The sequence below is a fragment of the Paucibacter sediminis genome (genome assembly GCF_030254645.1).
GTDB lineage: Bacteria > Pseudomonadota > Gammaproteobacteria > Burkholderiales > Burkholderiaceae_C > Paucibacter_B > Paucibacter_B sediminis.
The window spans coordinates 2,881,255-2,906,812 of the sequence record NZ_CP116346.1 but is presented as its reverse complement, the minus strand read 5'-3'; the positions used below and the strand labels follow the sequence as shown (position 1 = coordinate 2,906,812).

At 68.2% G+C, this 25,558-nt stretch carries 29 protein-coding genes; 7 read left to right on the top strand and 22 right to left on the bottom strand.

Annotation, left to right across the window (positions count from 1 at the left end):
• Positions 1-268: 268 nt before the first annotated feature.
• The 3 genes from PFX98_RS13475 to PFX98_RS13465 are packed head-to-tail and all read right to left on the bottom strand — an operon-like array spanning position 269 to position 2,611.
• The gene (locus PFX98_RS13475; protein ID WP_285231016.1) at positions 269-715 is read right to left on the bottom strand and encodes a DUF3429 domain-containing protein; all 447 of its coding nucleotides are present in this window, start codon (positions 713-715) and stop codon (positions 269-271) included.
• A 22-nt stretch (positions 716-737) separates the two neighbouring features.
• Complete coding sequence (locus PFX98_RS13470) at positions 738-1,454, bottom strand: DsbC family protein (protein ID WP_285231015.1); 717 nt, start codon at positions 1,452-1,454, stop codon at positions 738-740.
• A gap of 35 nt (positions 1,455-1,489) precedes the next feature.
• Positions 1,490-2,611, bottom strand: coding sequence for an FAD-dependent monooxygenase (locus PFX98_RS13465; protein WP_285231014.1), 1,122 nt, complete (start codon positions 2,609-2,611; stop codon positions 1,490-1,492).
• Positions 2,612-2,703: 92 nt separating this feature from the next.
• Between PFX98_RS13465 and ychF the strand changes: the two genes are divergently transcribed.
• From ychF to rpoH, 4 genes are all read left to right on the top strand, one after another.
• Complete coding sequence (gene ychF / locus PFX98_RS13460) at positions 2,704-3,795, top strand: redox-regulated ATPase YchF (protein ID WP_285231013.1); 1,092 nt, start codon at positions 2,704-2,706, stop codon at positions 3,793-3,795.
• Positions 3,796-3,935: 140 nt separating this feature from the next.
• On the top strand, positions 3,936-6,698 hold the full coding sequence (locus tag PFX98_RS13455) for a CHASE domain-containing protein (RefSeq protein ID WP_285231012.1): 2,763 nt from the start codon (positions 3,936-3,938) through the stop codon (positions 6,696-6,698).
• A gap of 107 nt (positions 6,699-6,805) precedes the next feature.
• Positions 6,806-7,312, top strand: coding sequence for a chemotaxis protein CheW (locus PFX98_RS13450; RefSeq protein WP_285231011.1), 507 nt, complete (start codon positions 6,806-6,808; stop codon positions 7,310-7,312).
• A gap of 164 nt (positions 7,313-7,476) precedes the next feature.
• Positions 7,477-8,397 carry an RNA polymerase sigma factor RpoH gene (rpoH, locus tag PFX98_RS13445; protein WP_425334700.1) on the top strand — a complete coding sequence of 307 codons (921 nt, stop codon included), beginning with the start codon at positions 7,477-7,479 and terminating at the stop codon, positions 8,395-8,397.
• 54 nt (positions 8,398-8,451) lie between these two features.
• Here rpoH and PFX98_RS13440 read toward each other — a convergent pair whose 3' ends face one another.
• Genes PFX98_RS13440 through PFX98_RS13420 form a run of 5 tightly spaced genes read right to left on the bottom strand, consistent with a single transcriptional unit; the run spans position 8,452 to position 12,532 of the window.
• Positions 8,452-9,063, bottom strand: a complete 612-nt coding sequence (locus tag PFX98_RS13440; RefSeq protein WP_285231009.1) for an SCO family protein — start codon at positions 9,061-9,063, stop codon at positions 8,452-8,454.
• 1 nt (position 9,064) lies between these two features.
• Positions 9,065-9,985, bottom strand: a complete 921-nt coding sequence (gene cyoE / locus PFX98_RS13435) for a heme o synthase (protein ID WP_285231008.1) — start codon at positions 9,983-9,985, stop codon at positions 9,065-9,067.
• A 9-nt stretch (positions 9,986-9,994) separates the two neighbouring features.
• Complete coding sequence (locus PFX98_RS13430; RefSeq protein WP_285231007.1) at positions 9,995-11,110, bottom strand: COX15/CtaA family protein; 1,116 nt, start codon at positions 11,108-11,110, stop codon at positions 9,995-9,997.
• A 20-nt stretch (positions 11,111-11,130) separates the two neighbouring features.
• Positions 11,131-11,775: an SCO family protein gene (locus tag PFX98_RS13425; protein WP_342399151.1), complete on the bottom strand. Its 645-nt coding sequence runs from the start codon at positions 11,773-11,775 to the stop codon at positions 11,131-11,133.
• 28 nt (positions 11,776-11,803) lie between these two features.
• Positions 11,804-12,532 (bottom strand): SURF1 family protein, encoded by a 729-nt coding sequence (locus PFX98_RS13420; protein WP_285231005.1) that lies wholly within the window; start codon positions 12,530-12,532, stop codon positions 11,804-11,806.
• A 20-nt stretch (positions 12,533-12,552) separates the two neighbouring features.
• On the opposite strand from PFX98_RS13420, the gene PFX98_RS13415 reads away from it, so the two are divergent.
• Positions 12,553-12,771, top strand: coding sequence for a DUF2909 domain-containing protein (locus PFX98_RS13415; RefSeq protein ID WP_285231004.1), 219 nt, complete (start codon positions 12,553-12,555; stop codon positions 12,769-12,771).
• A gap of 86 nt (positions 12,772-12,857) precedes the next feature.
• On the opposite strand, the gene PFX98_RS13410 is transcribed toward PFX98_RS13415, so the two are convergent.
• From PFX98_RS13410 to PFX98_RS13380, 7 genes are all read right to left on the bottom strand, one after another.
• The gene (locus PFX98_RS13410; protein WP_285231003.1) at positions 12,858-13,742 is read right to left on the bottom strand and encodes a cytochrome c oxidase subunit 3; all 885 of its coding nucleotides are present in this window, start codon (positions 13,740-13,742) and stop codon (positions 12,858-12,860) included.
• A gap of 50 nt (positions 13,743-13,792) precedes the next feature.
• Entirely contained in the window at positions 13,793-14,035 is a 243-nt protein-coding gene (locus PFX98_RS13405; RefSeq protein ID WP_285231002.1) for a DUF2970 domain-containing protein, read from the bottom strand.
• A complete protein-coding gene (locus tag PFX98_RS13400) occupies positions 14,032-14,634 on the bottom strand; it encodes a cytochrome c oxidase assembly protein (protein ID WP_285231001.1) in 603 nt (200 codons plus the stop codon). Before PFX98_RS13400 ends, PFX98_RS13405 begins: the two co-directional genes overlap by 4 nt.
• A 4-nt stretch (positions 14,635-14,638) precedes the next feature.
• Positions 14,639-14,755 (bottom strand): cytochrome oxidase small assembly protein, encoded by a 117-nt coding sequence (locus tag PFX98_RS13395; RefSeq protein ID WP_285231000.1) that lies wholly within the window; start codon positions 14,753-14,755, stop codon positions 14,639-14,641.
• Positions 14,756-14,760: 5 nt separating this feature from the next.
• Positions 14,761-16,383: a cytochrome c oxidase subunit I gene (ctaD, locus tag PFX98_RS13390; RefSeq protein ID WP_285230999.1), complete on the bottom strand. Its 1,623-nt coding sequence runs from the start codon at positions 16,381-16,383 to the stop codon at positions 14,761-14,763.
• Positions 16,384-16,410: 27 nt separating this feature from the next.
• Positions 16,411-17,589 carry a cytochrome c oxidase subunit II gene (coxB, locus tag PFX98_RS13385; RefSeq protein WP_425334699.1) on the bottom strand — a complete coding sequence of 393 codons (1,179 nt, stop codon included), beginning with the start codon at positions 17,587-17,589 and terminating at the stop codon, positions 16,411-16,413.
• 350 nt (positions 17,590-17,939) lie between these two features.
• Entirely contained in the window at positions 17,940-18,860 is a 921-nt protein-coding gene (locus tag PFX98_RS13380) for a biotin synthase (RefSeq protein ID WP_285230997.1), read from the bottom strand.
• Between the two features lie 19 nt (positions 18,861-18,879).
• Here PFX98_RS13380 and PFX98_RS13375 point away from each other — a divergent pair, with 19 nt between their 5' ends.
• The gene (locus PFX98_RS13375) at positions 18,880-19,614 is read left to right on the top strand and encodes a ComF family protein (RefSeq protein ID WP_285230996.1); all 735 of its coding nucleotides are present in this window, start codon (positions 18,880-18,882) and stop codon (positions 19,612-19,614) included.
• Between the two features lie 24 nt (positions 19,615-19,638).
• Positions 19,639-20,112 (top strand): tRNA (uridine(34)/cytosine(34)/5-carboxymethylaminomethyluridine(34)-2'-O)-methyltransferase TrmL, encoded by a 474-nt coding sequence (trmL, locus tag PFX98_RS13370; protein WP_285230995.1) that lies wholly within the window; start codon positions 19,639-19,641, stop codon positions 20,110-20,112.
• 1 nt (position 20,113) lies between these two features.
• On the opposite strand, the gene PFX98_RS13365 is transcribed toward trmL, so the two are convergent.
• The 7 genes from PFX98_RS13365 to PFX98_RS13335 all read right to left on the bottom strand — a co-directional run bounded on the left by PFX98_RS13365 (position 20,114) and on the right by PFX98_RS13335 (position 25,550).
• Entirely contained in the window at positions 20,114-21,088 is a 975-nt protein-coding gene (locus tag PFX98_RS13365) for a Bug family tripartite tricarboxylate transporter substrate binding protein (RefSeq protein ID WP_425334604.1), read from the bottom strand.
• Positions 21,088-22,116: an NAD(P)H-dependent glycerol-3-phosphate dehydrogenase gene (locus PFX98_RS13360; protein ID WP_285230994.1), complete on the bottom strand. Its 1,029-nt coding sequence runs from the start codon at positions 22,114-22,116 to the stop codon at positions 21,088-21,090. Before PFX98_RS13360 ends, PFX98_RS13365 begins: the two co-directional genes overlap by 1 nt.
• 101 nt (positions 22,117-22,217) lie before the next feature.
• Entirely contained in the window at positions 22,218-22,679 is a 462-nt protein-coding gene (secB, locus tag PFX98_RS13355) for a protein-export chaperone SecB (RefSeq protein ID WP_285230993.1), read from the bottom strand.
• A 98-nt stretch (positions 22,680-22,777) separates the two neighbouring features.
• The gene (gene grxC / locus PFX98_RS13350) at positions 22,778-23,038 is read right to left on the bottom strand and encodes a glutaredoxin 3 (RefSeq protein WP_285230992.1); all 261 of its coding nucleotides are present in this window, start codon (positions 23,036-23,038) and stop codon (positions 22,778-22,780) included.
• A gap of 29 nt (positions 23,039-23,067) precedes the next feature.
• Positions 23,068-23,475, bottom strand: coding sequence for a rhodanese-like domain-containing protein (locus tag PFX98_RS13345; RefSeq protein ID WP_285230991.1), 408 nt, complete (start codon positions 23,473-23,475; stop codon positions 23,068-23,070).
• A 71-nt stretch (positions 23,476-23,546) separates the two neighbouring features.
• Entirely contained in the window at positions 23,547-25,061 is a 1,515-nt protein-coding gene (locus tag PFX98_RS13340; protein ID WP_285230990.1) for a methyl-accepting chemotaxis protein, read from the bottom strand.
• Between the two features lie 60 nt (positions 25,062-25,121).
• Positions 25,122-25,550, bottom strand: coding sequence for a type 2 periplasmic-binding domain-containing protein (locus PFX98_RS13335; protein WP_285230989.1), 429 nt, complete (start codon positions 25,548-25,550; stop codon positions 25,122-25,124).
• Between the last annotated feature and the right edge of the window lie 8 nt (positions 25,551-25,558).

Below are 25,558 nucleotides of genomic sequence, written 5' to 3'. Positions count from 1 at the left end.
TCAGGGCCTGTTAACACTGCGTTTGCCCGTGCGAACGGGGCCGGCAGGGCCCAGGTCTAGGCGGACGACGCTGCCCAGGCTTTCTGCCTGGGCAAGGAGTTCAACGACGAGATGGGCCCTGCCAGCCCCGTTCCCTTCGGGTTGCCACCAGAACAGCCGTGCACGTCGTTGCAAAGCCTCGCCGGGGGAGCGACCCCGGCTTCGGTTTGCGCCTAGTTCACGGCTGTTCTGGTGGCAACGCATCGGGCAAGCGCAGTGTTAGCAGGCCCTAACTACCGGCCGCCCCCAGGAAGCAGCTCAGCGCCGCCACGCCGCTGAGCCGGAAGCGCAGCGTCAGCCAGGCACTGGCGCCCAGTGCGGGATAGCTGCGGCGGTCCACTGCATAGCAGGCGATCAGCATCACCCCATGCACCACCAGGCCGGCATAGGGCGGCATCACCACCGCGATCCAGGCGATCAGCGCCGGCACCACGCCCCAGACGAAGGGCTGCGGCGATGGAATGCTCTGCCGGAAGCCCAGGCCCCAGTGGATGCCACCCAGCAAGGAGATCACCACGGCCGCGTAGGCGGACAGCGCGGCCGTCACATAGGGATGGGCATCCTCGCGCACCAGCCAGACCAGCAGCGCGCCGAACACAAAGGGCAGCAGGCCCAGGTAGCCGAGCCGCAGCGCGACGGGATTCAAGGGCAGGTTGCCGGATACAGCAGCAGGCATGAGGGGCGGATCCGCGGGTGGTTCAGGACTTGATGGATTGCAGGCGGCGCTCGACCTGCTCGGCGCTCAGCGCCCCGGGGGCACGCGTGCCGTCTTCGAAGATCACCGCCGGCGTGCCGTTCACATGATGCTTGCGGCTGAAGGCGAGGTTGCGGTCGATGGCGCTGGCGTCACAGGCCTCGGCGCCCGGCTTGGGCAGCGGCGTGCCTTCCAGCATCCAGTTGCGCCAGGCATTGGTCTGGTCCTTGGCGCACCAGACGGCACGCGATTTCTCGGGCGAGTCGCCGCCCAGGATGGGGATCACGAAGGTGTAGACGGTGAGGTCCTTGACGTCCTGCAGGCTGCGCTCGAAACGCTTGCAGTAGCCGCAGTTCGGATCGGCAAACACCGCGATGCGGCGCTTGCCATTGCCGGTCTTCCAGACGATGGCGTCCTTCAGCGGCAGGTTGGCGAAATCGATCGCGGTGAGCTTGGCCACGCGTTCCTCGGTGAGGTTGCGGCGGCCCTTCAGGTCCAGCAACTCGCCCTCGATTAGGTATTGGCCGGTGGCATCGGTGTAGCGGATCTCGTTGCCGATGCGGATCTCCCACAGCCCGGGCATGGGCGAGGGCTTGACCTCGTCGATCTTGGGCGCGCCCACCAGGCGTTCGCCCAGGCTCTTGCGGATCAGGGCCTCGTTGGCATGGGCAAGCAGGGGCGCGAGCGCCAGCGCGGCGGTGCAAATCAGGGAAAGCTTCATGGTGGTGCTCGGTAGAGAATCGGTGCGAGGGCGGTTCAGGCGCCCAGCGCCCTGGAGGTCAGCCAGCGCTTCAGCGGGCCGATTTGATTGAGGAGGCTCAGGCCCTGGTTGCGCAGGCCGCGCAGCGCCGGCGCCTCGCTGGCAAAGCCCTTCAGCAAGGCATCGGTCAGCTCGCCCATGGCCCAGGTGTCGAACTGGCGCCGGCGCACATAGCGGCGCAGCAGGCGCTCGTCGCCCAGCGGACGCCAGGGCTCGCGCGCGGCGATCACGCTGGCCAGCGCCGCCACATCGGCCAGGCCCAGGTTCAGGCCCTGGCCGGCCAGCGGGTGCACCAGATGGGCGGCATCGCCCAGCAGAACCCAGCCGGGGCCGCAGACCGGCTCGGCGCGCGCCAGGCTCAGCGGCCAGGCGCTGCGCTGGCTGGCCAGCGTGAGCGTGCCGGCCGCGCCGCCGCTGGCTTCCAGCAGGGCGGCTTCAAACTCCGCCGTGCCGGCCGCCATCAGCTCATCCGCGCGCTGCTTGGGCAGCGACCAGACCAGGCCGTAGGAACAGCCGGGCTCGGGCCGCTCGAAGGGCAGCAGCGCCAGCACATCGGGCGAACGGAACCATTGGTGGGCCACGCCCTGGTGCGGCTGGCTGGCGCGCAGGCGTGCGGCAATCGCGCTGTGGCCATAGGCATGCACGTCGAAGCGCACGCCCAGGACCGCGCGCGAGGCCGAGTCGCGCCCTTCACACAAGGCCTGCAACTCGGCCGGCACCGGCGCATCGACCAGGCGCACATGGGGCGAGAAGCGCAGCGCGGTGGCGAGCTCGGCCTCCAGCGCGGCGGCGTCGACGATATAGGCCAGCTCGCGCACGCCTTGCTGCCAGGCGCTGAACTCCAGCAGCGCGCCGGCGGCATCGCCGCGCACCTTCATGTCGTAGACGGCAGACACCGCGTCGGCCGGCAGCGCGTCCCAGACGCGCAGCTCGCGCAGCAGGGCCACCGAGGCGGCGTTCAGCGCATAGGTGCGCACGTCCTCGCGCGGCGCCGCCGACGCGCCGCTGGGCTCGGGCTGGCCCAGCAGGGCCACGCGCAGACCACGCGCCGCCAAGGCCAGCGCCAGCGCCCGCCCGACGCAACCGCTGCCGCGCACCAGGATGTCAAATCGTTCCATGGAGCTCATTGTAGGCAAGCCGACTAAAATACCGCCTTTGCCTCCCGGCCAGCCTGCTCCTTCCTGCTTGGCCCCTTTCGAAAGCGTCCCTCATGAGCCTCAAATGCGGCATCGTGGGCCTGCCCAATGTGGGCAAGTCCACTCTTTTCAATGCGCTGACCAAGGCCGGCATCGCCGCCGAGAACTATCCCTTCTGCACCATCGAGCCCAATGTGGGCGTGGTGGAACTGCCCGATCCGCGCCTGCAGAAGCTGGCCGAGATCGTGCAACCCGAGCGCATCCTGCCCGCCATCGTGGAATTCGTGGACATCGCCGGTCTGGTGGCGGGTGCCTCCAAGGGTGAGGGCCTGGGCAACCAGTTCCTCTCGCACATCCGCGAGACCGACGCCATCGTCAACGTGGTGCGCTGCTTCGAGGATCCCAACGTCATCCACGTGAACGGCAAGGTCGATCCGATCTCCGATATCGAGGTGATCCAGACCGAACTCTGCCTGGCCGACCTGGGCACGGTGGAGAAGAGCCTGCACCGCTACAACAAGGTGGCGCGCGCCGGCGACAAGGAAGCGATCGCGCTGGTCAAGGTGCTGGAGAAATGCCAGGCCGCGCTGGACCAGGCCAAGCCGGTGCGCGGCATCGACTTCAGCAAGGAGGAGCTGACCATCCTCAAGCCGCTGTGCCTGATCACCGCCAAGCCGGCGATGTTCGTGGGCAATGTGGCCGAGGACGGTTTCGAGAACAACCCCTTCCTGGAGCGCCTGAAGGAATACGCCGCGGCCCAGAACGGCCCGGTGGTGGCGATCTGTGCCAAGACCGAGGCCGAGCTCTCCGAGATGGAGGACGAGGACAAGGCCATGTTCCTGGCCGAGATGGGCCAGGACGAGCCCGGCCTGAACCGCCTGATCCGCGCCGGCTTCAGCCTGCTGGGCCTGCAGACCTACTTCACCGCCGGCGTGAAGGAAGTGCGCGCCTGGACCATCCACAAGGGCGACACCGCACCGCAGGCGGCCGGCGTGATCCACACCGACTTCGAGCGCGGCTTCATCCGCGCCCAGACCATCGCCTACGAGGACTTCATCGCCTACAAGGGTGAGCAGGGCGCCAAGGACGCGGGCAAGATGCGCGCCGAGGGCAAGGACTATGTCGTCAAGGATGGCGACGTGCTGAACTTCCTCTTCAACGTCTAGTCTGACACCGTCCTTTCGCATGGCGTCGCGCCATGCCGACAGTCAAACGCCCGGCCCGTTCAGTCTTCTGGCGCCGGGCGTTTTTGCATTAGGCTCATGGCGCAGTGGCACCGCCCTGCCACCGAGCCCTCCCCTTCTTCATGCCGCCTCCGTTCCTCACCTGGGCCCTGCGCAGCCTCTTGCTGGGCCTGGCCTACGCCCTCATCAGCGTGCTGGCGCTGCGCCTGGCGTTGCCGCCCAATTACGCCACCCCGCTCTACCCTTCGGCGGGCCTGGCGCTGGCCGCGCTGCTGTGCTGGGGCTGGCGCATGGTGCCGGCGGTGGTGCTGGGCTCCTTTGCCGCCAATGTGCTGCTGGCGATGGAGCGCGGCCATCCCTCGCTGCTGGGGCCGGCGCTGATCGGCGTGGGCGCTGGGCTGCAGGCCTGGGTGGGCGCCTGGGCCGTGCAGCGCCTGCGCGGCGCGGACCCGGAAGAGCTGAGCCTGACCGAGCCGCGCGACCTGGCGCTGTTCTACGCCCTGGGGGCCGGCCTGTCCTGCCTGATCAGCCCGAGCATGGGCGCGGCAGCGCTGTGGCTCAATGGCGCGGCCACGCTGGCGCAGCTGCCCTCCACCTGGGGCCATTGGTGGGTGGGCGACACGCTGGGCGTACTGATCGGTGCGCCCATCACCCTCACCCTGATCGGCCAGCCGCGTGCCACCTGGGCGCCGCGGCGCATCAGCGTGGCCCTGCCGATGCTGGCCGCCACCCTGCTGATGGTGCTGGCCACCTCCCAGGTGATCAGCTGGGAGACACAGGGCCAGCGCCAGGCCTTCGAGCGCGATGCGCTGGCGGCCGCCAACGCGCTGGAGACCGCGCTGCAGGAGCCGCTGCAGGCGCTGGCAGCCAACCAGGTGCTGTTCAGCATCTACCCGAACCTGAACCGGCGCGAGTTCGAACGCGGCAGCGTGGCGCGGCTGGCCACCGGCAGCCGCCTGCTGGCGCTGGGTTGGGCGGCCAGGGTGGGCCCCAGCGAGCTGGCGGCCTTCGATGCGGCGGCCCGCCGTGACGGCCTGGCCGACTATCGGGTACATGAGCGCCAGCGCGCGGGCGATCTGCGCATCGCCACCGACGAGGACAAGCTGGCGATCCGCCTGATCGAGCCCCTGCAACGCAATGCCAGCGCGCTGGGCGTGAACATCCGCGCGATTCCGCAGGCGCGCCCCGCGCTCGACCACGCCGCGCGCACCGGCCTGCCCGCGGCCACCGCCGGCTTCCGGCTCTCGCAGGACAGCGCCGACAACACCGGCGTGGTGCTGTACCAGGCGGTCTATGCGGGCGAGCCGGGTGAGCCGGACAATCAGGCGCTGCGCCAGCAGGCCTTGCGCGGCATGGTGTTCGCGACCATCCGCCCCGACCAGGTGCTCGACACCGTGGTGCGTGCCAGCGCACCCTACCTGGCCTTCTGCCTGGTGGATACCGACCCGCACACCGCCCGGCCGCTGCTGGCCGGCAAGCCGGGCTGCGCGGCGCAGACGCTGCCACCCCTGAGCCGCGTGCACAAGCTGCAGTTCTCCGGCCGGGCCTGGGAATTGCGTGCCTGGGCCGCCGGCCCCATGCCCAGCCACGACGGCATGGGCAGCCTGCTGTTCGCCGTGGTCGGCCTGATCAGCACGGCCCTGCTGGGTGCCCTGCTGCTGACCGTGACCGGTCGCGCCAAGCGCATCGCCGACCTGGTGACCGAGCGCACCGCCGAGCTGCGCCGCGAGGTGCAGGAACGCGAGCGCGCGGCCGAGGCCCTGCACGCCAGCGAGGAACGCTTTCGCAACATCTTCGAACACGCGGCGGTCGGGCTGGTGTTCACCGATCTGCGCGGCGTGCCGCAGCAGGTGAACCCCTATTTCTGCCGCCTGGTGGGCTTCAGCAGCGCGGAGCTGATGCAGCGCTCCAGCATCGCCATCACCCATCCGGACGACCGCGCCGAAGACCTGCGCCTGGGCCGCAGCCTGTTGCGGGGCGAGATCGACAGCTATCGCCGCAACAAGCGCTACATCACCAAGTTCGGGCAGATCGTGCAGGTGCGCGCCCTGGTGAGCATGCAGCGCGATGCCCGCGGCGAGCCGTTCCGGTTGGTGGGCGTGGTGGAAGACGTCACCGACCAGCTCAGGCTGCGCGAGCTGGAGCGCGCCCGCAGCGCCGCCGAGGCCGCCAACCAGGCCAAGAACGAGTTCCTCTCGCGCATCAGCCATGAATTGCGCACCCCGCTCAACGCCATGCTGGGCTTCACCCAGCTGCTGGAACTGGGCGGCGAGCAGCAGCTCAGCGAGCAGCAGCGCGGCTGGCTGGCGCAGATACGCGCGGCCGGCTGGCATCTGCTGGAGATGATCAACGAGACCCTGGACTGGTCGCGCATCGAGACCGGCGCGCTCAAGCTCGAGCTGGCCCCGCAGGCGCTGGAACCGCTGCTGGCGTCGACCTGGGCCATGCTGGAAGCCGACGCCGCCAAGCGCGGCATTGCCTACAGCGTGGAACTGGCGGCCGACGCGCAGCAGGTCTACGCCGATGCCACGCGCCTCAAGCAGGTGTTCACCAATCTGCTCAGCAATGCCGTCAAGTACAACCACCCGCAGGGCCAGGTGCGGGTGAGCAGCCGGGCGCTGGGCGATGAGCGCATCGAAATCACCGTGGCCGACACCGGCCTGGGCCTCAGCGAGGCGCAGCAGGCCCAGCTGTTCCAGCCCTTCAACCGGCTCGGGCGCGAGCTCAGCCAGGCCGAGGGCACGGGCATCGGCCTGGTGATCTGCAAGCGCCTGGTGGAAGCGATGAACGGCAGCCTGACGGTCCGCAGCGCGACGGGCCAGGGTGCGAGCTTTGTGCTCGACCTGCCCGCCAGCGCCGGCGCCATGTCCAGCGCCGCGGACTGAGCACAATGGCCGGGCCGCCGCGGTTTATTGCCGCGGCAGGCCCGGCCCGGCTAGGCACAATAGCGGGCAGCGCGTCCAACCATCGAACCATCCCAAGCCTTCGCCCCATGAGCTCTACCGAACTGGCCACCCGCCCCAACCAAGCGCTGACGCTCGCCGACGATCACAAGTCCTTTGCCAGCCGGCAGTTCCTGACCTTCCGCATCGGCGCCGAGGAATACGGCATCGACATCCTGAAGGTGCAGGAGATCCGCTCCTACGAGGCGCCCACCCGCATCGCCAACGCACCCGCCTTCGTCAAGGGCGTGGTGAATCTGCGCGGCGTGATCGTGCCCATCGTGGACCTGCGCCTGCGCCTTGGCAGCCCGGCGGAGTACAACGCCTTCACCGTCTCCATCGTGCTGAACGTCTGCTCGCGCGTGGTCGGGGTGGTGGTGGACTCGGTGTCGGACGTGCTGGAACTGGGTGCCGACGCCATCAAGCCGGCGCCCGAGGTGAGTGCCGCCATCGACACCCGCTTCGTCACCGGCCTGGGCAAGGTCGGCGAGCGCATGCTGATCCTGCTCGACATCGAAGGCATGGTGGGCAGCCCGGATTTCGGTCTGATCGACTGATCTGAGGCCGGTTGCCGCGCAGAAAGTTAGCGCGCACCCTCGCTGGAGGCGTCGAAATAGCTGAGAAAATTTGCTTCTCGGTGGCCTTTAGCACTCATTCGCCATGAGTGCTAATATTATGGACGTCGAGCCATAGCGGCTGGGAGAGGTAGAAAGCCATGAGCATGATGTCCAACGCCACTGCACTGCAAGTACGCGACCCCTGGGCGCTGCTGCCCTCGCTGGGCAATCTGGATGCCTATATCAGCGCCGTCAACCGCCTGCCCCTGTTGACCCCCGAGGAGGAGCAGTCCTTCTCGCGCCGCCTGCGCGAGCATGGCGATCTGGAAGCCGCCGGCCGGCTGGTGCTCTCGCACCTGCGCCTGGTGGTGTCGATCTCGCGCCAGTACATGGGTTACGGCCTGCCCCAGGGCGACCTGATCCAGGAGGGCAATGTGGGCCTGATGAAGGCCGTCAAGCGCTACGACCCCGACCAGGGCGTGCGCTTGGTGTCCTACGCCATGCACTGGATCAAGGCCGAGATCCACGAGTACATCCTGCGCAACTGGCGCATGGTCAAGGTGGCCACCACCAAGGCACAGCGCAAGCTGTTCTTCAATCTGCGCTCGATGAAGCACAGCCTGAAGGAAGACGCCGCCGAGGGCCAGACGCACCGCAACACGCTCACCGAAGCCCAGGTGGACCATGTGGCCCGCGAGCTCAACGTCAAGCGCGAGGAAGTGCTGGAGATGGAGACCCGCATGGCGGGTGGCGACGTGGCCCTGGAGCCCCAGACCGATGACGACGGCGAGAGCTTCGCCCCCATCGCCTACCTGGCCGACGACAGCCAGGAGCCGACGCGCGTGCTGGAAAGCCGCTCGCGCGACGCGCTGGCCGGTGACGGCATTTCGCGCGCCCTGGCGGTGCTGGACGAGCGCAGCCGTCGCATCGTCGAAGAGCGCTGGCTCAAGGTCAACGACGACAGCAGCGGCGGCATGACCCTGCATGACCTGGCGGCCGAATACGGCGTCAGCGCCGAGCGCATCCGCCAGATCGAGGTGGCGGCAATGAAGAAGATGCGCAAGGCCCTGGCCGAAACGGCCTGAGCGAGCCGATCGCCCTTCCCCATGCAAAAGGCCCCTCGCGAGGGGCCTTTGTCTTTACGAGCGCTCGTTCAGCAGCAGCTTGATGTCGTCGGCCAGCGCCTGGGCGCCGGCGCCGTAGCGGGCGAACACGCGCACCCGGCCCTGGGTGTCGAAGATGAAGCTGGCGGCGGTGTGGTCCATGGTGTAGCTCTCGGGCGTCTTGCCCGGCACCTTGGCGTAATAGACCTTGAACTCGCGCGCCGCATCCTTGAGCTGCTCGGCATTGCCGCGCAGGGCCACGAAGCTCGGGTCAAAGCTCGTCATATAGGGCTTGAGCAGTTCCGGCGTGTCGCGCTCGGGGTCGACGGTGATGAACACGCCCTGCACCCGCTCGCCATCCGCGCCCAGCGACTTCTTCACCTGGGCCAGTTCGGCCAGCGTGGTCGGGCAGACATCGGGGCATTGGGTGTAGCCGAAGAACACCACCACCACCTTGCCCTTGAAGTCCGCCAGGCTGCGCGGCTTGCCATCCTGGTCGGGCAGGCTCAGCTGGCGGGCATAGCTGGCGCCGCTCAGGTCCACGCCGCGGAAGGCGGGCTTGGCCGCGCCCCCGATCTGGTCGCAGGCCGCCAGCGTCAGCGCGCTGAGGGCCGCCAGGAACAGTCGTCTCGTGGTGTTGCGTTGCATCTCAGGCGATCCAGGGCATCAGGTAATGGTCCAGCAAGAGCGCCGCGAACAGCAGCGACAGGTGGAGGATGGAGAAGCGGAAGGTGGCGCGCGCCAGCTCGTCCGAATACTGGCGCCAGAGCTTGAAGGCGTAGGCGCAGAAACCCAGGCCCAGGGCCAGCGCACTGGCCAGATAGATCCAGCCGCTCATGCCGGTGAGGAAGGGCAGCAGCGTGGCCACCAGCAGGATCCAGGTGTAGAGAAAGACCTGCAGCCGCGTGAACTCCGAGCCATGCGTGACCGGCAGCATGGGCAGGCCGGCCTTGCGGTAATCCTCGGTGCGGTAGAGCGCCAGCGCCCAGAAATGCGGCGGCGTCCAGAGGAAGATGATGAGGCACAGCATGAGCGCCTCGGGGCCCACCTCGCCGCGCAGCGCCGCCCAGCCCAGCACCGGCGGCATCGCGCCCGAGGCGCCGCCGATGACGATGTTCTGCGGCGTCATCGGCTTGAGAATCACGGTGTAGATGACCGCGTAGCCGACGAAGGTGGCGAAGGTCAGCCACATCGTGAGCGGATTCACCCACACCCACAGGATGGCCGAGCCGATGCCGCACAGCAGGGCCGAGAAACTCAGGGTCTGGACACGGCTGAGTTCGCCCTTGGCGGTGGCGCGCCAGGCGGTGCGCTTCATCTTCGAGTCGATCTGCTGCTCGATCAGGCAGTTGAAGGCAGCGGCCGCGCCGGCCACCAGCCAGATGCCCACGGTGGCGGCCAGGATCACGCCCCACTCGGGGCCGCTGGGCCAGCCCGGCACCGCCAGCGCCATGCCGATGACCGCGCAGAACACGATCAGCTGCACCACGCGCGGCTTGGTGAGCTGGTAGAACTGCTGCCAGCGCGAGGGCGCGCCGGGGGCAGCGAGGGTGGTGGGGGTCGTTGACATGGGAAGCGTCTATCGTAGGGCAGCGGCGCGCTGCGCTGCGTGCAGGCGCGCCAACATGAAACTCAGGATCAGCAGCAGGGCCGCGGCCCCGCCGGTATGGGCCAGGGCGGCCAGCAGCGGCCAGTCAAGCACCACGTTGGAGAGGCCGGAGAGCAGCTGCCAGCCGGCCACCAGCAGCAGGCGGCGCGCCCACAGCGGGCCCTCGGACAGCGGCCGGCGGTGCCAGCGCCAAGCCAGCCCCAGCAGCGCCGCGAACACCAGCAGCGCGCCGATGCGGTGGCTCATGTGGATGGCCGTGAGGGCCGCGAACGGCAGCCAGCCACCGTCGTGGCCCACGCCCAGCGCGCGCCACAGCGTGAAGCCATGCTCGAAATCCATCGCCGGCCACCATTGACCCTGGCATTGCGGGAACTCGCTGCAGGCCAGCACGGCGTAATTGGTGCTGACCCAGCCGCCCAGGCTGACCTGCGCCAGCGCCAGCACCAGCAGCGCCCAGGCGGCCAGGCGGTCGCCGGCCGGCCAGGCCAGCGGCCGCGGCGCATAGGCCTCGGCCTGCCAGGCCAGCAGCATCAGGAGGCCCATGGCGCCCAGCAGGTGCAGGGTGACGATGGCGGGGAACAGCTTCATCGTCACGGTGAGCGCGCCGAAGGCCCCCTGCATGCACACCCACAGCAGGGTGACGGTGGGCCACCAGGGCGAGATCGGGCGCGCCGCGCCGCGCCGCGCCTGCCACCAGCTCAGCACACACAGCACCAGGATCAGGAAGCCGACCCCGCTGGCCAGGTAGCGATGGATCATCTCCACCCAGGCCTTGCCATGCGTCACCGGCCCGCTGGGCATGGCGGTCTGGGCGGCGTGGATGTCGACGCTGGCGCCCAGCGGCGAGGCGCTGCCATAGCAGCCGGGCCAGTCCGGGCAGCCCAGGCCCGAGTCGGTCAGGCGCGTGAAGGCACCGAACAGCACCAGGTCAAAGGTGAGGAACAGCGTCAGCAGGGTCAGCGCGCGCAGGCGCGGGCCCAGCCCGGCACCGCGATGGCGCAGCCGCCACCACAGCAGCGGCCCAGCACCGATCAGGGTGCCCAGCAGCAGCAGGCGCAGCCAGGGGGTGAAGTCGAAGGCGTTCATGGCAGGCGGGGCGGCGGCGATCAGCGTCCGGGCTTGTCCCAGCCGGCATTGGCCTTGATGAGGCGGTCCAGGTCCTTCTTGACCTTGGACGGGTCGGGCTGCACCGGCGAGCGCATCATCCAGCGGCCCATCGGGTCGATCAGGAACAGATGCTCGTTCAGGCCATGGCCCTCGGCCGGCTTCAGCCAGGCCTGGATCTGGGCGCGCGGCGCGCGCAACACCGTCACCGGCACGCCGGCACTGACGGCGGCAAGCACCTCGGGGCGCAGCGGTTGGTCATCGGGCACCAGCCAGAGCTTGTCGATCTTGTCGCGCTCCTTGCCCATCATCTCGCGCAGCTGGCGCTGCATGAAGAGCAGGCGCTCGCAGGCGCTGTCGCAATGCGCATCCTGCACCAGGGTCAGCAACCACTGGCCCTTGAGCGATTCGGCCGGCACCGGCTGGCCGCGCAGGTCCTGCAGGCTCAGGCTGGGCGGCAGGTCCACGGTAGGCGTGATCAGCTCGCCATAGGCCTTGCCGCGCGGCTGCAGCACGTAGAAGGTGAAGTAGGACGCCAGCACCGGCGCGGCGCACACCGCCACCACCAGCAGCATGCGCAGGCGGCCGGCGCGCTGCTGCGCGTTGGCGGCACCGGCCATCGCGCCGGGCTGGGGCTGGCTGTGCACCGTGAAGGACAGCGGCGCGTCGGCCTGCTCAGGCGATGGGGCGGCGGCGCCGGGGACGGATGACTTGGAACCAGACATAGAGACCTAGAAGCAGCGCACAGAGCGCGAACCATTGAAAGGCGTAACCGTAATGCTTGTGGATGTCGACGGCCGGGGCCGGCCAGTCGCGCAGCAAGCCATCGTCGGCAGCCGCAGCCCGCGTTTGCAGCAGCGCGGCCGGCAGCAGCGGGATGCCGAGCTCGGCCGCATAGGCATCGGGTGCCAGATTCTGCCGGATCGCGCCGGCGCTGCCCTGGCCCAGCTCGTACAGCCTTGAGGGCGACGCGGCCAAGCGCCCCTCGACCTCCACCTCGCCGGCCGGCGTGGCCAGCGCGGGCAGGCGCGTGCGGTCGGCCTGGTCGCGCGGCACCCAGCCGCGTTGCACCAGCAGCGACTCCGCGCGCCCCGCCAGCCGCAGCGGCGTGACGACGAAGAAGCCGACCCGGCCATCCATCGGACGGTTGTCCAGAAACACCGTCTTGTCGGCCAGCCAATGGCCGCGCAACTGCGCGCGCCGGTGCAGCTGCTGCGCATCGCCGCGCAGCTCGGCATTGCCCAGCGGCGCCTGCTGGCCGCGCTGCGCGATGGCCTGTTCGAGCGCACGCTTCTGGGCCGCCCGGTCGAGCTGCCAGAAGCCCAGCGCGGCGGTGATGGCCATGCCCAGCAGCGTGCCCAGCAGCACGATCAGGCGGCGTTGCAGCGGGCTTGCCTCAGCCATGATGGGGAATAATGCCGGCCATGAAATTCATCTTCGCGATCGCCTTCATCGGCATCCTCGGCGCCCTCGCGGCCGCCGGCCTGTTCATGCTGAAGAACGGCAGGAAGGAACAGCGCGGCGCCAATATGGCGCGCGCGCTGGCGGTGCGCGTGGGCGTGTCGATCGCCCTGTTCCTGTTCATCTGGATCAGCTACTCACTGGGTTGGATACAGCCGACCGGCATACCGGTCGGCCGCTGAAGCCGGGCTGGCAAAGAACGAAAAAAGCGCCGCTGCATGCGGCGCTTTTGCTTTGGCATGGCCAGGGGCTGCAGCAGCCCCCATGCTCACATCCAGTAGACGACCACGTACAGGCCCAGCCACACCACGTCGACGAAGTGCCAGTACCAGGCCGCGCCTTCGAAGCCGAAGTGGCGGTCCTTGGTGAAGTGGCCCTTCTGCAGGCGCAGGGTGATGAACAGCAGCATCAGCATGCCCACGAAGACGTGGAAGCCGTGGAAGCCGGTCAGCATGAAGAAGGTGGAGCCGAACACGCCCGAGCTCAGCTTGAGGTTGAGCTCATGGTAGGCATGCGAATACTCGTAGCCCTGCACCACCAGGAAGGTGATGCCCAGCAGCACGGTGATCCACATGAAGGCGATGGTCTTGCTGCGATTACCGTCCAGCAGGGCATGGTGGGCGATCGTCAGCGTCACGCCCGAGGTCAGCAGCAGCGCGGTGTTGACCGTCGGCAGGGGCCAGGGGCCCACGGTGCTGAAGGCTTCCACGGTGCCGGCGGGCGAGGCGGTCAGGCCGGCCGCGACGCTGGGCCACAGGCCCTTGAAGTCGGGCCACAGCAGCGCGTTCTCCAGGCTGCCCAGCGCCGGCACCGAGTGCACGCGCGCCCAGTACAGCGCGCCGAAGAAGGCCGCGAAGAACATCACTTCCGAGAAGATGAACCAGCCCATGCTCCAGCGGAACGAGACGTCGATGCGCTCGCTGTAGAGGCCGCCTTCGCTTTCGCGGATGGCGTCGCCGAACCACTGCTTGAGCACGAAGGCCCACCACAGCAGGCCAAAGGCCAGCGAGTAGGCGCCCCATTGGTGATCGTTGATCCACTGGCCAGCGCCCAGGATCACGAAGAACAGGCCGATGGCGGCCATCACCGGATGCCGCGAGGGCCCGGGCACGAAGTAATAGGGAGTCTTCCCCTGAGTCGTCGCAGCCGACATGATGCTTCTCTCCTCGAACTTCAAACTTTGCAGTTCAAACCAAATGCTTATCAGTTGCCGGCGACGCCGCTGCCAATGACCCAATTGACCAGCAGCACCAACACCAGCACGAACAGCGCCGCCCCAATCACCCCGGCAATGATCACATGCACGGGATTGAGTTGCGCCACATCTTTCTCATAACCGGCACCCTTGCGGATGCCGAAAAACGACCAGGCCACCGCCTTCATGGTCTGCAGGAAGCTGCCCTTGCGGGCCACCGCCTGCTTGAAATCCTCACCCGCCTTGCTCATATGCGCGACTCCGGCTTCTTGAGCTCGGCCTGCTTCTTGCCCGGCACCTCGAAGAAGGTATAGGACAAGGTGATGGTCTTCACATCCTTGGGCAGCTTGGGGTCGATCACGAACACCACCGGCCACTGCTTGCTTTCACCCGCGGCGAGCGTGTACTCGTTGAAGCAGAAGCATTCCAGCTTGTTGAAATGCGCCGTCGCCTGCTTGGGCGCATAGCTGGGGATGGCCTGGGCCGACATGGTGCGGCTCTGGATATTGCGGAACTCGTACATCACCGTGGTCAGCTCGCCGGGATGCACCTGCAGATGCGACACCGCGGGCTTGAAGTCCCAGGGGCCGCGCGCATTCGCATCGAACTCGATGCTGATGGTGCGGCTGTAGTCGATCTGGGTGTTCTTCACATCCTCGGCGCGCACCGCATGCTGGCGCTCGGAGAGCGACAGCACGTTGATGCCCAGGGCCGTGCACACGGCCCGGTAGAGCGGCACCAGCGCATAGCCGAAGCCGAACATCAGGCCCACCACGACCAGCAGCTTGCCGACCATGAGCCGGTTGTCCCGGCGCAGGATCTGGCTGACATGCCAACGCGGTGTGTTCATGCGTTCAGAACCCCAGGTAGGCGATCTTGGCCATGAAGCCGATCGCAAACACGGCCGCCACCGAGGCCAGGATGAAGGCCAGGCGCCGGTTGCTCTTGCGTTGCTCGGGGGTCAGGGCCATGGTGCTCAGCCGATGATCTTGGTGGCGCTGGCGTCCAGCTTGGGCGGCTCTTCAAAGGTGTGGAAGGGCGCCGGCGACGGCACTTGCCATTCCAGGCCTTCGGCAGCTTCCCAGGGCTTCATCGGAGCCTTCTCGCCCTTGCCGCGCATCATCGGGATGACCACGAACAGGAAGAAGTAGACCTGCATCAGGCCGAACCAGAACGCGCCCACCGAGGCGATGGCGTTGAAGTCGGCGAACTGCAGCGGGTAGTCGGCATAGCGACGCGGCATGCCGGCCAGACCCAGGAAGTGCATCGGGAAGAAGGTCACGTTGAAGCTGATCAGCGAGCCCCAGAAGTGGATCTTGCCGCGCGTCTCCGAGAACATCACACCGGTCCACTTCGGGCCCCAGTAGTAGACGCCGGCGAACAGCGCATACAGCGAGCCGGCCACCAGCACGTAGTGGAAGTGGGCGACGACGTAGTAGGTGTCCTGGATCTGGATGTCGATCGGCGCCATCGCGCAGATCAGGCCGGTGAAGCCACCCATCGTGAACACGAAGATGAAGCCCACGGCCCACAGCATCGGCACTTCGAAGGTCATCGAACCGCGCCACATGGTGGCCAGCCAGTTGAAGATCTTCACGCCCGTGGGCACGGCGATCAGCATGGTGGCGTACATGAAGAACAGCTGGCCCGTCACCGGCATGCCGGTGGCGAACATGTGGTGCGCCCACACGATGAAGGACAGGATCGCGATCGAGGCGGTCGCGTACACCATCGAGGCGTAGCCGAACAGCTTCTTGCGGGCGAAGGCCGGCACGATCTGGCTGACGATGCCGAAGGCCGGCAAGATCATGATGTAGACCTCGGGGTGACCGAAGAACCAGAAGATGTGCTGGTACATCACCGGGTCGCCGCCGCCGGCGGGGCTGAAGAACGAGGTGCCGAAGTGGCGATCGGTCAGCGTCATCGTGATGGCACCGGCCAGCACGGGCATCACGGCGATCAGCAGGTAGGCGGTGATCAGCCAGGTCCAGGCGAACATCGGCATCTTCATCAGCGTCATGCCGGGCGCGCGCATGTTCAGGATGGTGACGATGATGTTGATCGAACCCATGATCGACGAGGCGCCGAGGATGTGCATCGCGAAGATGCCGGCATCCATCGAGGGGCCCATCTGCAGGGTCAGCGGTGCGTACAGCGTCCAGCCCGCGGCGGGGGCGCCGCCGGGCATGAAGAAGGACGACACCAGCATGATGGCGGCAGGAATCATCAGCCAGAAGCTGAAGTTGTTCATGCGCGCGAAGGCCATGTCCGAGGCGCCGATCTGTAGCGGGATCATCCAGTTCGCGAAGCCCACGAAGGCCGGCATGATGGCGCCGAACACCATGATCAGGCCGTGCATGGTGGTGAACTGGTTGAACAGCTCGGGATTGAAGAACTGCAGGCCGGGCTGGAACAGCTCGGCGCGGATGCACAGCGCCAGGATGCCGCCGATCATCAGCATCGTGAACGAGAACAGCAGATACAGGGTACCGATGTCCTTGTGGTTGGTCGCAAACACCCAACGACGCCAGCCCGTCGGGGCATGGTGATCGTGGTGGTCATGAACGTCATGACCGTGATGGTCAAGCACAGCACTCATGTTGATTCCTTCTTTGACGTCCGATGATTATTTGCGCGCGGCCACGACTTCGGCGGGCTGCACCACTTGGCCGGTCTTGTTGGACCAGTTGTTCTTGGTGTAGGTGATCACCGCGGCGATGTCGGTATCGCCGAGCTGCTTCCACGAGGGCATGGCACCGTTGTTCTGGCCATTCAGCAGCACCGCGACCTGCTTGAGCTTGTCGTCGTTCAGCACCACGGGCGAGCCGTCCAGCGGCTTGATCGGGCCGGCGCCCTTGCCGTCGGCCTTGTGGCAGGCCGCGCAGTTGGCGTTGTAGACCTTCTCGCCGCGCGCCAGCAGCGCGGGCAGTTCCCAGACCTTGCTCGGATCATCGGCCTTGGCGGCCAGCTTCTTCTTCTCGCCATCCACCCAGGCGGTGTAGGCCGCGGCCGACAGCACCTTCACATGGATGGGCATGTAGGCGTGCTCCTTGCCGCACAGCTCGGCGCACTGACCGTAGAAATCGCCTTCCTTCTCGGCGCGGAACCAGGTGTCGCGCACGAAGCCGGGGATCGCGTCCTGCTTGACGCCGAAGGCCGGCACCATCCAGGCATGGATCACGTCGTTGGCGGTCGTGATGATGCGCACCTTCTTGCCGACCGGCACGACCAGCGGGTTGTCCACCTTCAGCAGGTAGTTGTCCACCGCCTCGGGCTTGCCCGAGTTGGACATCTCACGCTGCGCCACGTCCAGGGTGGAGAGGAAACCGATGCCCTCGCCCTCGCCCTTCAGGTAGTCATAGCCCCATTTCCACTGGTAACCGGTGGCCTTGATGGTGAGGTCGGCATTGGTGGTGTCCTTCATCGCCACCACCACCTTGGTGGCCGGCAGCGCCATGCCGATCACGATGATGAAGGGCACGATGGTCCAGGCGATCTCGACCTTGACGCTCTCGTGGAAGTTGGCCGACACCGCGCCCTTGGACTTGCGGTGCTTGAAGATGGAATAGAACATCACGCCGAACACGGCGACGAAGATCGCCAGGCAGACGAACAACATCATGTTGTGCAGCCACATCTGCTCCGACGCGATCTTGGTGACCGGGGGATGCAGGTTGAGCTGGTTGACCGCCGGACCGCCCGGCAGGTCGTTCACCGCCAAGGCCGCGTGGCTGGCAAGGGCGGCACCCAGGGTCACCGCCAGCTGGCTCATTCGGCGCCCCAGCTGATGCACTCGTGTGTTCATCATCTTCATGGTCGTCACTTCTGTTCAAAAACTTCGCCACGGACTTTGCGGCAGAGAGCTTGGCGCTCGCTGCCGCAACATCCCAGATTGATCGAGGGTACAGACCGCGCGCGCTGCGCGCCACATGGTCAACACCGACGCTGGACCGATGTCCACCCCATGTCCTGCGTCACCTGCCGCGGCGGCATGCGAGACTTCTTGAACCGGGGTTGACCTCGCTCAACGAGCGCCAGATCGGGATCGATTACCCTGGCGCTGCTGAAATTCAAATCGCGGCGGATTCTAACGTAGCCCCATAACGGGGCTGTGGTCTTTGTGCGTCGCCGTGTGCGGCGTTGATCCGGAGCAAGTCAGCGCGGGCGCTTCACCATTGCGCGCATCTGCTCCAGCGACACCGCCGTTTCGGCCTGCACCTGCAGCTTGGGCGCGGCCTTGAAGGCGTGGCCGTAGACCAACTCCACCGTCAGGCGCAGGCGGCCATCCGGCCCCTTCAGGCGCTCGAGCGCGCGCAGCAAGGCGCTGCGCCATTGGCGCCCGCGCAGGCCCGCGAAACGCGCCCGCGCGACATTGCCGCCCAGCGCACGCATATCGTTCAACAAGGCCTCGCCATCGGCCCAGGTCAGGCTCAGGCGCTCCTGATCCATCACCGGATCGGCAAAGCCGCCATGCACCAGCATGTCGCCGATATCGTGCATGTCCAGCCAGGGCGGCGCCGGCAGGCCCCAGCCCAGTTCGGCGTAGAGCGGCCGCAGCTCCACCAGGCTGTCGGGCCCGAGACAGGAAAACATCAGGAAGCCGTCCACCGCCAGGGCCTCGTGCCAGGCGCGCAGCACCGCCTCCGGCTCCGCCTGCGCATGCAAGCTCATATTCGCCCACACCAGCTCGGCCACACCCGCCGGCACCTGCGCGGGGGTCAGGGCTTGCCCTTGCGCCGCGCCCTGCGCCAAGCCACGCAGGCGCGACCACAGCCCGCGCTTGAGCAGGCCCTGGCTGCGCGCCAGCAAGGCCGGCTCGTCCTCCACCAGCAGCTGTTCCGCCTGGGCGTATTGCGCACGCAGTGCTTGCGCGCTGGCACCCAGCCAGGCGTCCCACAGCAGCACGCTGCGGGGCTGAAGCTTGATGAAGGGCAGGCGTTCGGCCATGCGCTGCGCCACCTCGCGGTGCAGCCAGGGCGCCTCGGGCGCAGCCGCCAGGCGGCGCCGCTGATGCCGCAAGGCGCCGGCATCCAGCTGGGCACCGGCCCGCTGTCCATCGATCACGTCACTCGTCATCGCGGCAGTATATTGAGCCATGCCCGCGCTCGCCCCGCCTCTGGCCGATGCCCTCATCGCGCGCCTGGCAGCGCGGCTGCCGCGTGTGGCTGGCCAATGTGCCGTGTGCCGGCGCTGGTCGCCGCAACGGCTGTGCAGCGACTGCGCGGCGCGCTACGCCACGCCCGTGCCGCGCTGCCACTTCTGCGCGCTGCGGCTGCCGCCCGGCGCCGGCCCGGCATGCGGCAGCTGCCTGCGCGCGCCACCGCCGCTGAGCCACTGCATCGCGGCGCTGGACTACGGCTTCCCCTGGGACCGGCTGCTGCAGCGCTTCAAGTTCCACGACGCGCTGCATTGGCGCGCGCTGCTGGTCGAGCTGCTGGACCGCGCGCTCCTTGATGCCGAGGCGCCCGACCTGCTGCTGCCCATCCCGCTCACCGCAAGCCGCCTGCGCGAGCGCGGCTACAACCAGAGCCTGGAGATCGCGCGCGGCCTGGCGCAGCGGCGACAATGGCGCTGCGCCGCCGGCCTGCTGCTGCGCGTGCGCGACACCGCGCAGCAGGCCAGCCTGCAGCTCGATGCGCGCCGCGCCAATATGCAGCATGCCTTCGCCGTCGAGCCCGCCGCGCAGGCCGGCCTGCGTGGCGCCAAGGTGGCGCTGGTCGATGATGTGATGACCAGCGGCGCCACCTTGTTCGAGGCTGCCGGCGCCTTGCGTCGCGCCGGTGCCGCGTCCGTGCAGGCCTGGGTGCTGGCGCGCACGCCGGCCGATTGACGAAATCAGGAAGTCCAGACCGCCATGTTCAACATCGTGCTCGTGCACCCCGAGATCCCGCCCAACACCGGCAATGTGATAAGGCTGGCCGCCAACACCGGCTGCCGCCTGCACCTGATCGAGCCGCTGGGCTTCCTGATGGAAGACCGCCTGCTGCAGCGCGCCGGGCTCGACTATCACGAGTACGCGGCGGTGCACCGCCATGCCAGCTGGCAAGCCTTTCTCGATGCGGAGAGCCCCGCGCCCGAACGCATGTTCGCCTTCACCACGCGCGGCAGCCATCTGCTCACCGAGACGGCCTGGCAGCCGGGCGACTTTCTGGTGTTCGGCTGCGAGACCGCCGGCCTGCCACCGGCGCTGCGCGACGGCTTTCCGGCCAGCCAACGCGTGCGCCTGCCGATGCTGCCGGCGCAGCGCAGCCTCAATCTCAGCAACAGCGTGGCGGTGGCGGTGTTCGAGGCCTGGCGCCAGAACGGCTACGCAGGGGCCGCTGGCTGAGCTACTCGGGCTGCACGCCGGCGGCCTGGATCACGGCCGCCCATTTGAGGCGTTCGCTGCGCATCAGCTGGGCCAGGCCCTCGGGCGAGCTGGCGGTGGCGCTGAAGTACTGACTCAGCAGGCGGTTGCGTAGCGCATCGCTCTTGATGATGCGCACCAGCTCCTGCGAGAGCCGCGCCACGATGGGCGCGGGCGTGCGCGCCGGCGCCAGCACCGCCTGCCAGGAGATCGCCTCGAAACCGGCATAACCCTGCTCCACCAGGGTCGGCAGCTCGGGCAGGGCCGCGGCCCGCCCCAGGCTGGTGACGGCCAGGGCCGTCAGCCTGCCGGCCTTCACCGCCCCCATGGCAATACCTGGCACCATGAAGCCGGCCTGCACCTCGCCTGCCAGCAGCGCGTTCACCACCTGCGGGAAGCCCTGGTAGGGCACATGGCCGAGCTCGACGCCGGCGCGCGCCTTGAAGGACTCCATCGCCAGATGGGCGGCACTGCCATTGCCCACGCTGCCGTAGTTGAGCGCGCCCTTGCGCGCCCGCGCCACGGCGACGAACTCGGCCACCGTGCGCACGCCCAGCGCGGGCGAGACCACCAGCACATTGGGCGAGCTGGCCACCAGGCTGATGGGCTGCAGGTCGCGCACCGGGTCATAGGGCAGCCGGCGCGCCAGCAGGGGCGCGGTGACCAGCGGCCCCTGGATGGTGAACAGCAGCGTGTAGCCATCGGGCACGGCCTTGGCCACCATGGCCGTGCCGATATTGCCGCCGGCGCCCGGCTGGTTCAGCACCAGCACCGGCTGGCCCAGGGCCGCGCCCAGCGCCTCGGCCAGCGCGCGCGCCACGATGTCGGGCGAGCTGCCGCCCGGAAAGGGCACGACCAGTTTGATCGGGCGGCTCGGCCAGGCCTCGGCCCGGGCCGAGCCGGCGGCCAGCATGCCAACGGCGGCCTGCATCAGCGCGCGGCGGTCCAGCAGCAGCATCAATGCTCCGAACGGGCCTGGCGGCCCATCAGCAGGTCCACCGCCGCGGCGGGGCCCAGCCGGCCTTCCAGCACCGCCACCACGGCCGCGGTGATGGGCATGTCGACGCCGCGGTCCTGCGCGCGCTTGAGCACCGTGGGCGCGCTGTAGACACCCTCGGCCACATGGCCCAACTGGCGCAGGATGTCGGCCAGGGCCAGGTCTTGCGCGAGCATCAGGCCGACGCGGCGGTTGCGCGAGAGATCGCCGGTCGCGGTCAGCACCAGGTCGCCCATGCCCGAGAGGCCCATGAAGGTCTCGGTGCGCGCGCCCAGCGCCAGGCCCAGGCGCAGCATCTCGGCCAGGCCGCGGGTGATCAGCGCCGCGCGCGCATTCAGGCCGGGCGCGTTGAGTCGATTCTGTGCGGCATCGCCACGCGCCTCGGCCGCCAGGCGCAGGCCGTCGGCAATGCCCACCGCGATCGCCATCACGTTCTTCACCGCGCCGCCCACCTCCACGCCGACCGGATCGGCCGAGGTGTAGACGCGCAGACGCTCGCTGTGGAAGGCCTCCACCGCCGCCTGCGCCAGCGCGGCATCGAAGCTGGCCGCCACCAGGGCGGTGGGCTGACCCAGCGCCACCTCCTGCGCAAAGCTGGGGCCGGAAAGAATGCCCACCGTCAGCGCGGGCGCGGCCTCGCGCGCGATCTCATGACCCAGCAGGCCGGTGCCGGCCTCGAAGCCCTTGCACAACCAGAGGCAGCGCGCGCCGGCCGGCAGGGCCGCCAGCATGCCGCGCAGTGCCGCCATCGGCGTGGCGATGATGATGAGCCCCTCGCGCGCATGCGCGATCGCCGCCGCCAGGTCGGCGCTCAGCTGCAGCGCCGCGGGCAGGGCTGCCTCGGGCAGATAGCGCTCGTTGCGGCGCGCCGCGCGCATCGCGGCAACGGCGTCCGCATCGCGCGCCCACAGCAGCACCTCGTGCCGCTCGGCGGCCTGTATCGCCAGGGCCGTGCCCCAGGCACCGGCACCCAAAACACTGATCTTCATAGCTGGCTCACGCCCCCATGCCGGGGGCCAAAGTAAAAAAGCGCCCGATGCTCGTCAGCACTGGGCGCCTCCATGCCTTGCGGCGCTGATGCTTGCGCTTCTCAGTTGATGGTCGGTGCGGCGGCCGCGGCTTCGCGCTGGGCCTGCTGAGCTTCGAACATGGCCTGGAAGTTGACTTCCGACAACAGCACCGGCGGGAAGCCGGCGCGGGTGCAGACGTCCGACACCACGGCGCGCAGATAGGGGTAGATCATCTGCGGGCAGACGATGCCCAGGATGCCTTCGACCTGCTCCTGCGGCAGGTTGCGGATCTCGAAGATGCCGGCCTGCTTGGCCTCGATCAGGAACAGGGTCTTGTCGCCGACCTTGGTGGTCACGGTGGCGGTCACCGAGACCTCAAAAATGCCGTCGGCCACGCCCTCGGCCGCCAGGGCCAGGTTGATGTCGACCTGAGGCTGGGTCTGCTCCAGCAGGATTTGCGGCGAATTCGGTTGCTCCAGCGACAAGTCCTTCAGGTACATGCGCTGGATCTGAAACACGGGGGTGTTGGTCTCGTCGGCCATGGTGTCTTTCCAAATAGTGAAGCCCGCCAGCGTTCTTGCTGCGGGCAGCGGCAGGCATTATGACCCAGGCCATGCGGGGCCCGGAATCCGGGCGGGCTTCAGGCGCCTTGCAGCAGCGGCTGCAGGCCGCCACGGTGGTCCAGCGCGATCAGCTCGTCGCAGCCGCCCACATGGGTGTCGCCAATGAAGATCTGCGGCACCGTGCGACGCCCGGTGAGCGCGATCATGGCGTCGCGCTGGCCGGGGTCCAGATCCACCCGCACTTCGTCGATCGCTTCCACACCGCGTTGCTTGAGCAGCGCCTTGGCGCGCACGCAGTAGGGGCAAACCTGGGTGGTGTACATCTTCACGGCACGCATCGCGCAAACCTTCTCTTCTTCAACGTCGTTCAGCTCTTCTCGACCGGCAGGTTGGCCTCGCGCCAAGCCTTCAGGCCACCCGCCAGCACCTGCACATTGGCATAGCCGGCCTTGCGAAGAATGCCAGCAGCCTTGCTGGCGCGCGCGCCGCTCTGGCACAGCAGTACCAGGGGCAGGGTCTTGTTGCTGGGCAGTTGCTTGTGGCCCTCGACGCTGTCAAGCGGCACGTTGCGGGCCCCCGCCACATGGCCGGCGGCGTATTCGGCGGCGCTGCAGACATCGATCAGCACCGCCTTCTCGCGATTCACCAGGCGCACCGCCTCGGCGGTGGAGACCGCGCCGGCGCCGGTGCTGCGCGCGAACGTGGTCCACAGCAGCATGCCCCCGGACACCAGGGCAGCAAGGACGAGATACCAGTTGTCGAGCAGGAATTTCAAGGCAGGGTCCGATTCAGGGGAAAGGAGGCGGATTATAGGAAAGCCCGCCCCGCTCCCCCCGGCGGCACGGCTCAGCTCAATTTGAAGGTGGAGACCGCGGTCTGCAGCGCCTGCGCCTGCTGCTCCAGGCTGCTGGCCGCGGCGGCCGCCTGCTCCACCAGCGCGGCGTTCTGCTGCGTCATCTGGTCGAGTTGGGTGATGGACTGGTTCACCTCGCCAATGCCCTGGCTCTGTTCGGTAGAGGCGGCGGTGATCTCGCCGATGATGTCGGACACGCGCTGCACGCTGGCGACGATCTCGCCCATGGTGGAGCCGGCGTTCTGCACCAGGCGGCTGCCGGATTCGACCTTGTCGACGCTGGCGCCGATCAGCGACTTGATCTCCTTGGCGGCCTCGGCGCTGCGTTGCGCCAGGCTGCGCACCTCACCCGCCACCACCGCGAAGCCACGCCCCTGCTCGCCGGCGCGCGCGGCTTCCACCGCGGCATTCAAGGCCAGGATATTGGTCTGGAAGGCGATGCCGTCGATCACGCCGATGATGTCGTTGATCTTCTTGGAGCTGTCGTTGATCTCCTCCATGGTGGTGACCACCTGGGAGACCACCTCGCCACCGCGCTGCGCCACCGCCGCGGCCGAGCCGGCCAGCTGGTTCGCCTGCGCCGCCGCATCGGCGCTCTGGCGCACCGTCTCGGTGAGGTTCTGCATATTGCTGGAGGTGTGCTCCAGCGAGCTGGCCTGCTTCTCGGTGCGCACCGAAAGATCGTGGTTGCCCACCGCGATCTCGCGCGAGGCCACGGTCATCGAGTCGGTGCCGCTGCGCACATTGCTGACGATCGCCGCCAGGCCCTGCGACATGTCGCGCACCGCCGCCAGCAGGCTGCCCTCGGCGCCGCTGCTGACGCGGATGTCCTGCGACAGATCGCCCTCGGCCATCTGGCGCATCACGTCGCGCGCGTATTCGGGTTCGCCGCCGAGCTGGCGCCATACGCTGCCGATCACCAGGAAGGAGCCCACGCCCAGGCACAGCACCACCACCAGGCCGCTGATCACCACCGCCCAGACGCTTGCGGTGACGCCGCGCTTGGCATGCTCCAGCCCCTCGTCGAAGCCCTCGCGGGCCTGGCGCCTGGCGTCCGCCAGCACCGCCTCGAGGTTCTTCAGCGCCGCCTGCATCTTCGGAATGGCGCCGGCCTGGTCGCCCTGCTTGATGCCCAGGAAGAGCTGGGCGGTCTCGGAAGACGCCGCGTAATAGGCCTCGAAGCTGGCGCCCAGCTTGCCCGCCATCTCGCCCTTGCCATCGATGGCCTTGATGGTGGCGAGCGTCTTGCGCATCGCCGCGGCGCGCTCATTGGCCTCGTCGAGGCGCTTCTTCTCGCCCTCGGCCACCGCGCTCTGGATGGTGGCGCCAAGCGCCTCCAGCTGGGAGGCGAACTGGTTGGTGGCATCCAGATAGGGCGAGTGCACCGCACCCACATCCTGGATCGCGCTGGAACTGCGCGTGGAATAGGCCAACACCACCGCGATCCCGATGGCAAACACGGCCGCGGCCAACACGGGCAGCAGCCAGATTCGGGTCTTGACGTTCATGCACTTCTCCTTGTGGGGCGCGCCCTGGCAGCGCGCCCACGGGGGCATTGACTCAAACCGTCAGTCGACGGTCAACACGGACTTGACGCTGCCGTCCACCGCCGACTTCTCGACGTAGCCGATCGCGTCCGCATTGCCGGCCACGAACTTCTTCACCTCGGCCGAGCTGGCCAGTTCCTTCGGTGGCGTGGCCTTGCCCGAGAACACCAGGCGCGACCAGGCCGCCTTCACCTGGGCCGCCTGCTTGCCGGTGACCTTGGTGTAGAACTGCTCGCGCACCGCGGCGCTTTCGGGCTGGTCCACCGCGGCCGCGGTGGCACCGCTGGGCAGGGTGTTGCTCTTGCCGAGGAAGATGCTGGCCACCTGGTCGGCCGTCATGCTGGCCGTCGGGCTCTTGGGGTTGACGATCACGGCCACCTGGGCCTGCGCGGCGGCGCCAAGGCTCAGCAGCGCGACGGCCAGGAGAGCGGAGGATGTCTTGTTGCTCATCATGGGCC

What these genes read in the sequence shown, in the direction of transcription:
- PFX98_RS13475 (WP_285231016.1), bottom strand. Translation starts at nt 715, where the DNA reads ATGCCTGCTGCTGTATCCGGCAACCTGCCCTTGAATCCCGTCGCGCTG.
- PFX98_RS13470 (WP_285231015.1), bottom strand. Translation starts at nt 1,454, where the DNA reads ATGAAGCTTTCCCTGATTTGCACCGCCGCGCTGGCGCTCGCGCCCCTG.
- PFX98_RS13465 (WP_285231014.1), bottom strand. Translation starts at nt 2,611, where the DNA reads ATGGAACGATTTGACATCCTGGTGCGCGGCAGCGGTTGCGTCGGGCGG.
- ychF (WP_285231013.1), top strand. Translation starts at nt 2,704, where the DNA reads ATGAGCCTCAAATGCGGCATCGTGGGCCTGCCCAATGTGGGCAAGTCC.
- PFX98_RS13455 (WP_285231012.1), top strand. Translation starts at nt 3,936, where the DNA reads ATGCCGCCTCCGTTCCTCACCTGGGCCCTGCGCAGCCTCTTGCTGGGC.
- PFX98_RS13450 (WP_285231011.1), top strand. Translation starts at nt 6,806, where the DNA reads ATGAGCTCTACCGAACTGGCCACCCGCCCCAACCAAGCGCTGACGCTC.
- rpoH (WP_425334700.1), top strand. Translation starts at nt 7,477, where the DNA reads ATGATGTCCAACGCCACTGCACTGCAAGTACGCGACCCCTGGGCGCTG.
- PFX98_RS13440 (WP_285231009.1), bottom strand. Translation starts at nt 9,063, where the DNA reads ATGCAACGCAACACCACGAGACGACTGTTCCTGGCGGCCCTCAGCGCG.
- cyoE (WP_285231008.1), bottom strand. Translation starts at nt 9,985, where the DNA reads ATGTCAACGACCCCCACCACCCTCGCTGCCCCCGGCGCGCCCTCGCGC.
- PFX98_RS13430 (WP_285231007.1), bottom strand. Translation starts at nt 11,110, where the DNA reads ATGAACGCCTTCGACTTCACCCCCTGGCTGCGCCTGCTGCTGCTGGGC.
- PFX98_RS13420 (WP_285231005.1), bottom strand. Translation starts at nt 12,532, where the DNA reads ATGGCTGAGGCAAGCCCGCTGCAACGCCGCCTGATCGTGCTGCTGGGC.
- PFX98_RS13415 (WP_285231004.1), top strand. Translation starts at nt 12,553, where the DNA reads ATGAAATTCATCTTCGCGATCGCCTTCATCGGCATCCTCGGCGCCCTC.
- PFX98_RS13410 (WP_285231003.1), bottom strand. Translation starts at nt 13,742, where the DNA reads ATGTCGGCTGCGACGACTCAGGGGAAGACTCCCTATTACTTCGTGCCC.
- PFX98_RS13405 (WP_285231002.1), bottom strand. Translation starts at nt 14,035, where the DNA reads ATGAGCAAGGCGGGTGAGGATTTCAAGCAGGCGGTGGCCCGCAAGGGC.
- PFX98_RS13400 (WP_285231001.1), bottom strand. Translation starts at nt 14,634, where the DNA reads ATGAACACACCGCGTTGGCATGTCAGCCAGATCCTGCGCCGGGACAAC.
- PFX98_RS13395 (WP_285231000.1), bottom strand. Translation starts at nt 14,755, where the DNA reads ATGGCCCTGACCCCCGAGCAACGCAAGAGCAACCGGCGCCTGGCCTTC.
- ctaD (WP_285230999.1), bottom strand. Translation starts at nt 16,383, where the DNA reads ATGAGTGCTGTGCTTGACCATCACGGTCATGACGTTCATGACCACCAC.
- coxB (WP_425334699.1), bottom strand. Translation starts at nt 17,589, where the DNA reads ATGAACACACGAGTGCATCAGCTGGGGCGCCGAATGAGCCAGCTGGCG.
- PFX98_RS13380 (WP_285230997.1), bottom strand. Translation starts at nt 18,860, where the DNA reads ATGACGAGTGACGTGATCGATGGACAGCGGGCCGGTGCCCAGCTGGAT.
- PFX98_RS13375 (WP_285230996.1), top strand. Translation starts at nt 18,880, where the DNA reads ATGCCCGCGCTCGCCCCGCCTCTGGCCGATGCCCTCATCGCGCGCCTG.
- trmL (WP_285230995.1), top strand. Translation starts at nt 19,639, where the DNA reads ATGTTCAACATCGTGCTCGTGCACCCCGAGATCCCGCCCAACACCGGC.
- PFX98_RS13365 (WP_425334604.1), bottom strand. Translation starts at nt 21,088, where the DNA reads ATGCTGCTGCTGGACCGCCGCGCGCTGATGCAGGCCGCCGTTGGCATG.
- PFX98_RS13360 (WP_285230994.1), bottom strand. Translation starts at nt 22,116, where the DNA reads ATGAAGATCAGTGTTTTGGGTGCCGGTGCCTGGGGCACGGCCCTGGCG.
- secB (WP_285230993.1), bottom strand. Translation starts at nt 22,679, where the DNA reads ATGGCCGACGAGACCAACACCCCCGTGTTTCAGATCCAGCGCATGTAC.
- grxC (WP_285230992.1), bottom strand. Translation starts at nt 23,038, where the DNA reads ATGCGTGCCGTGAAGATGTACACCACCCAGGTTTGCCCCTACTGCGTG.
- PFX98_RS13340 (WP_285230990.1), bottom strand. Translation starts at nt 25,061, where the DNA reads ATGAACGTCAAGACCCGAATCTGGCTGCTGCCCGTGTTGGCCGCGGCC.
- PFX98_RS13335 (WP_285230989.1), bottom strand. Translation starts at nt 25,550, where the DNA reads ATGAGCAACAAGACATCCTCCGCTCTCCTGGCCGTCGCGCTGCTGAGC.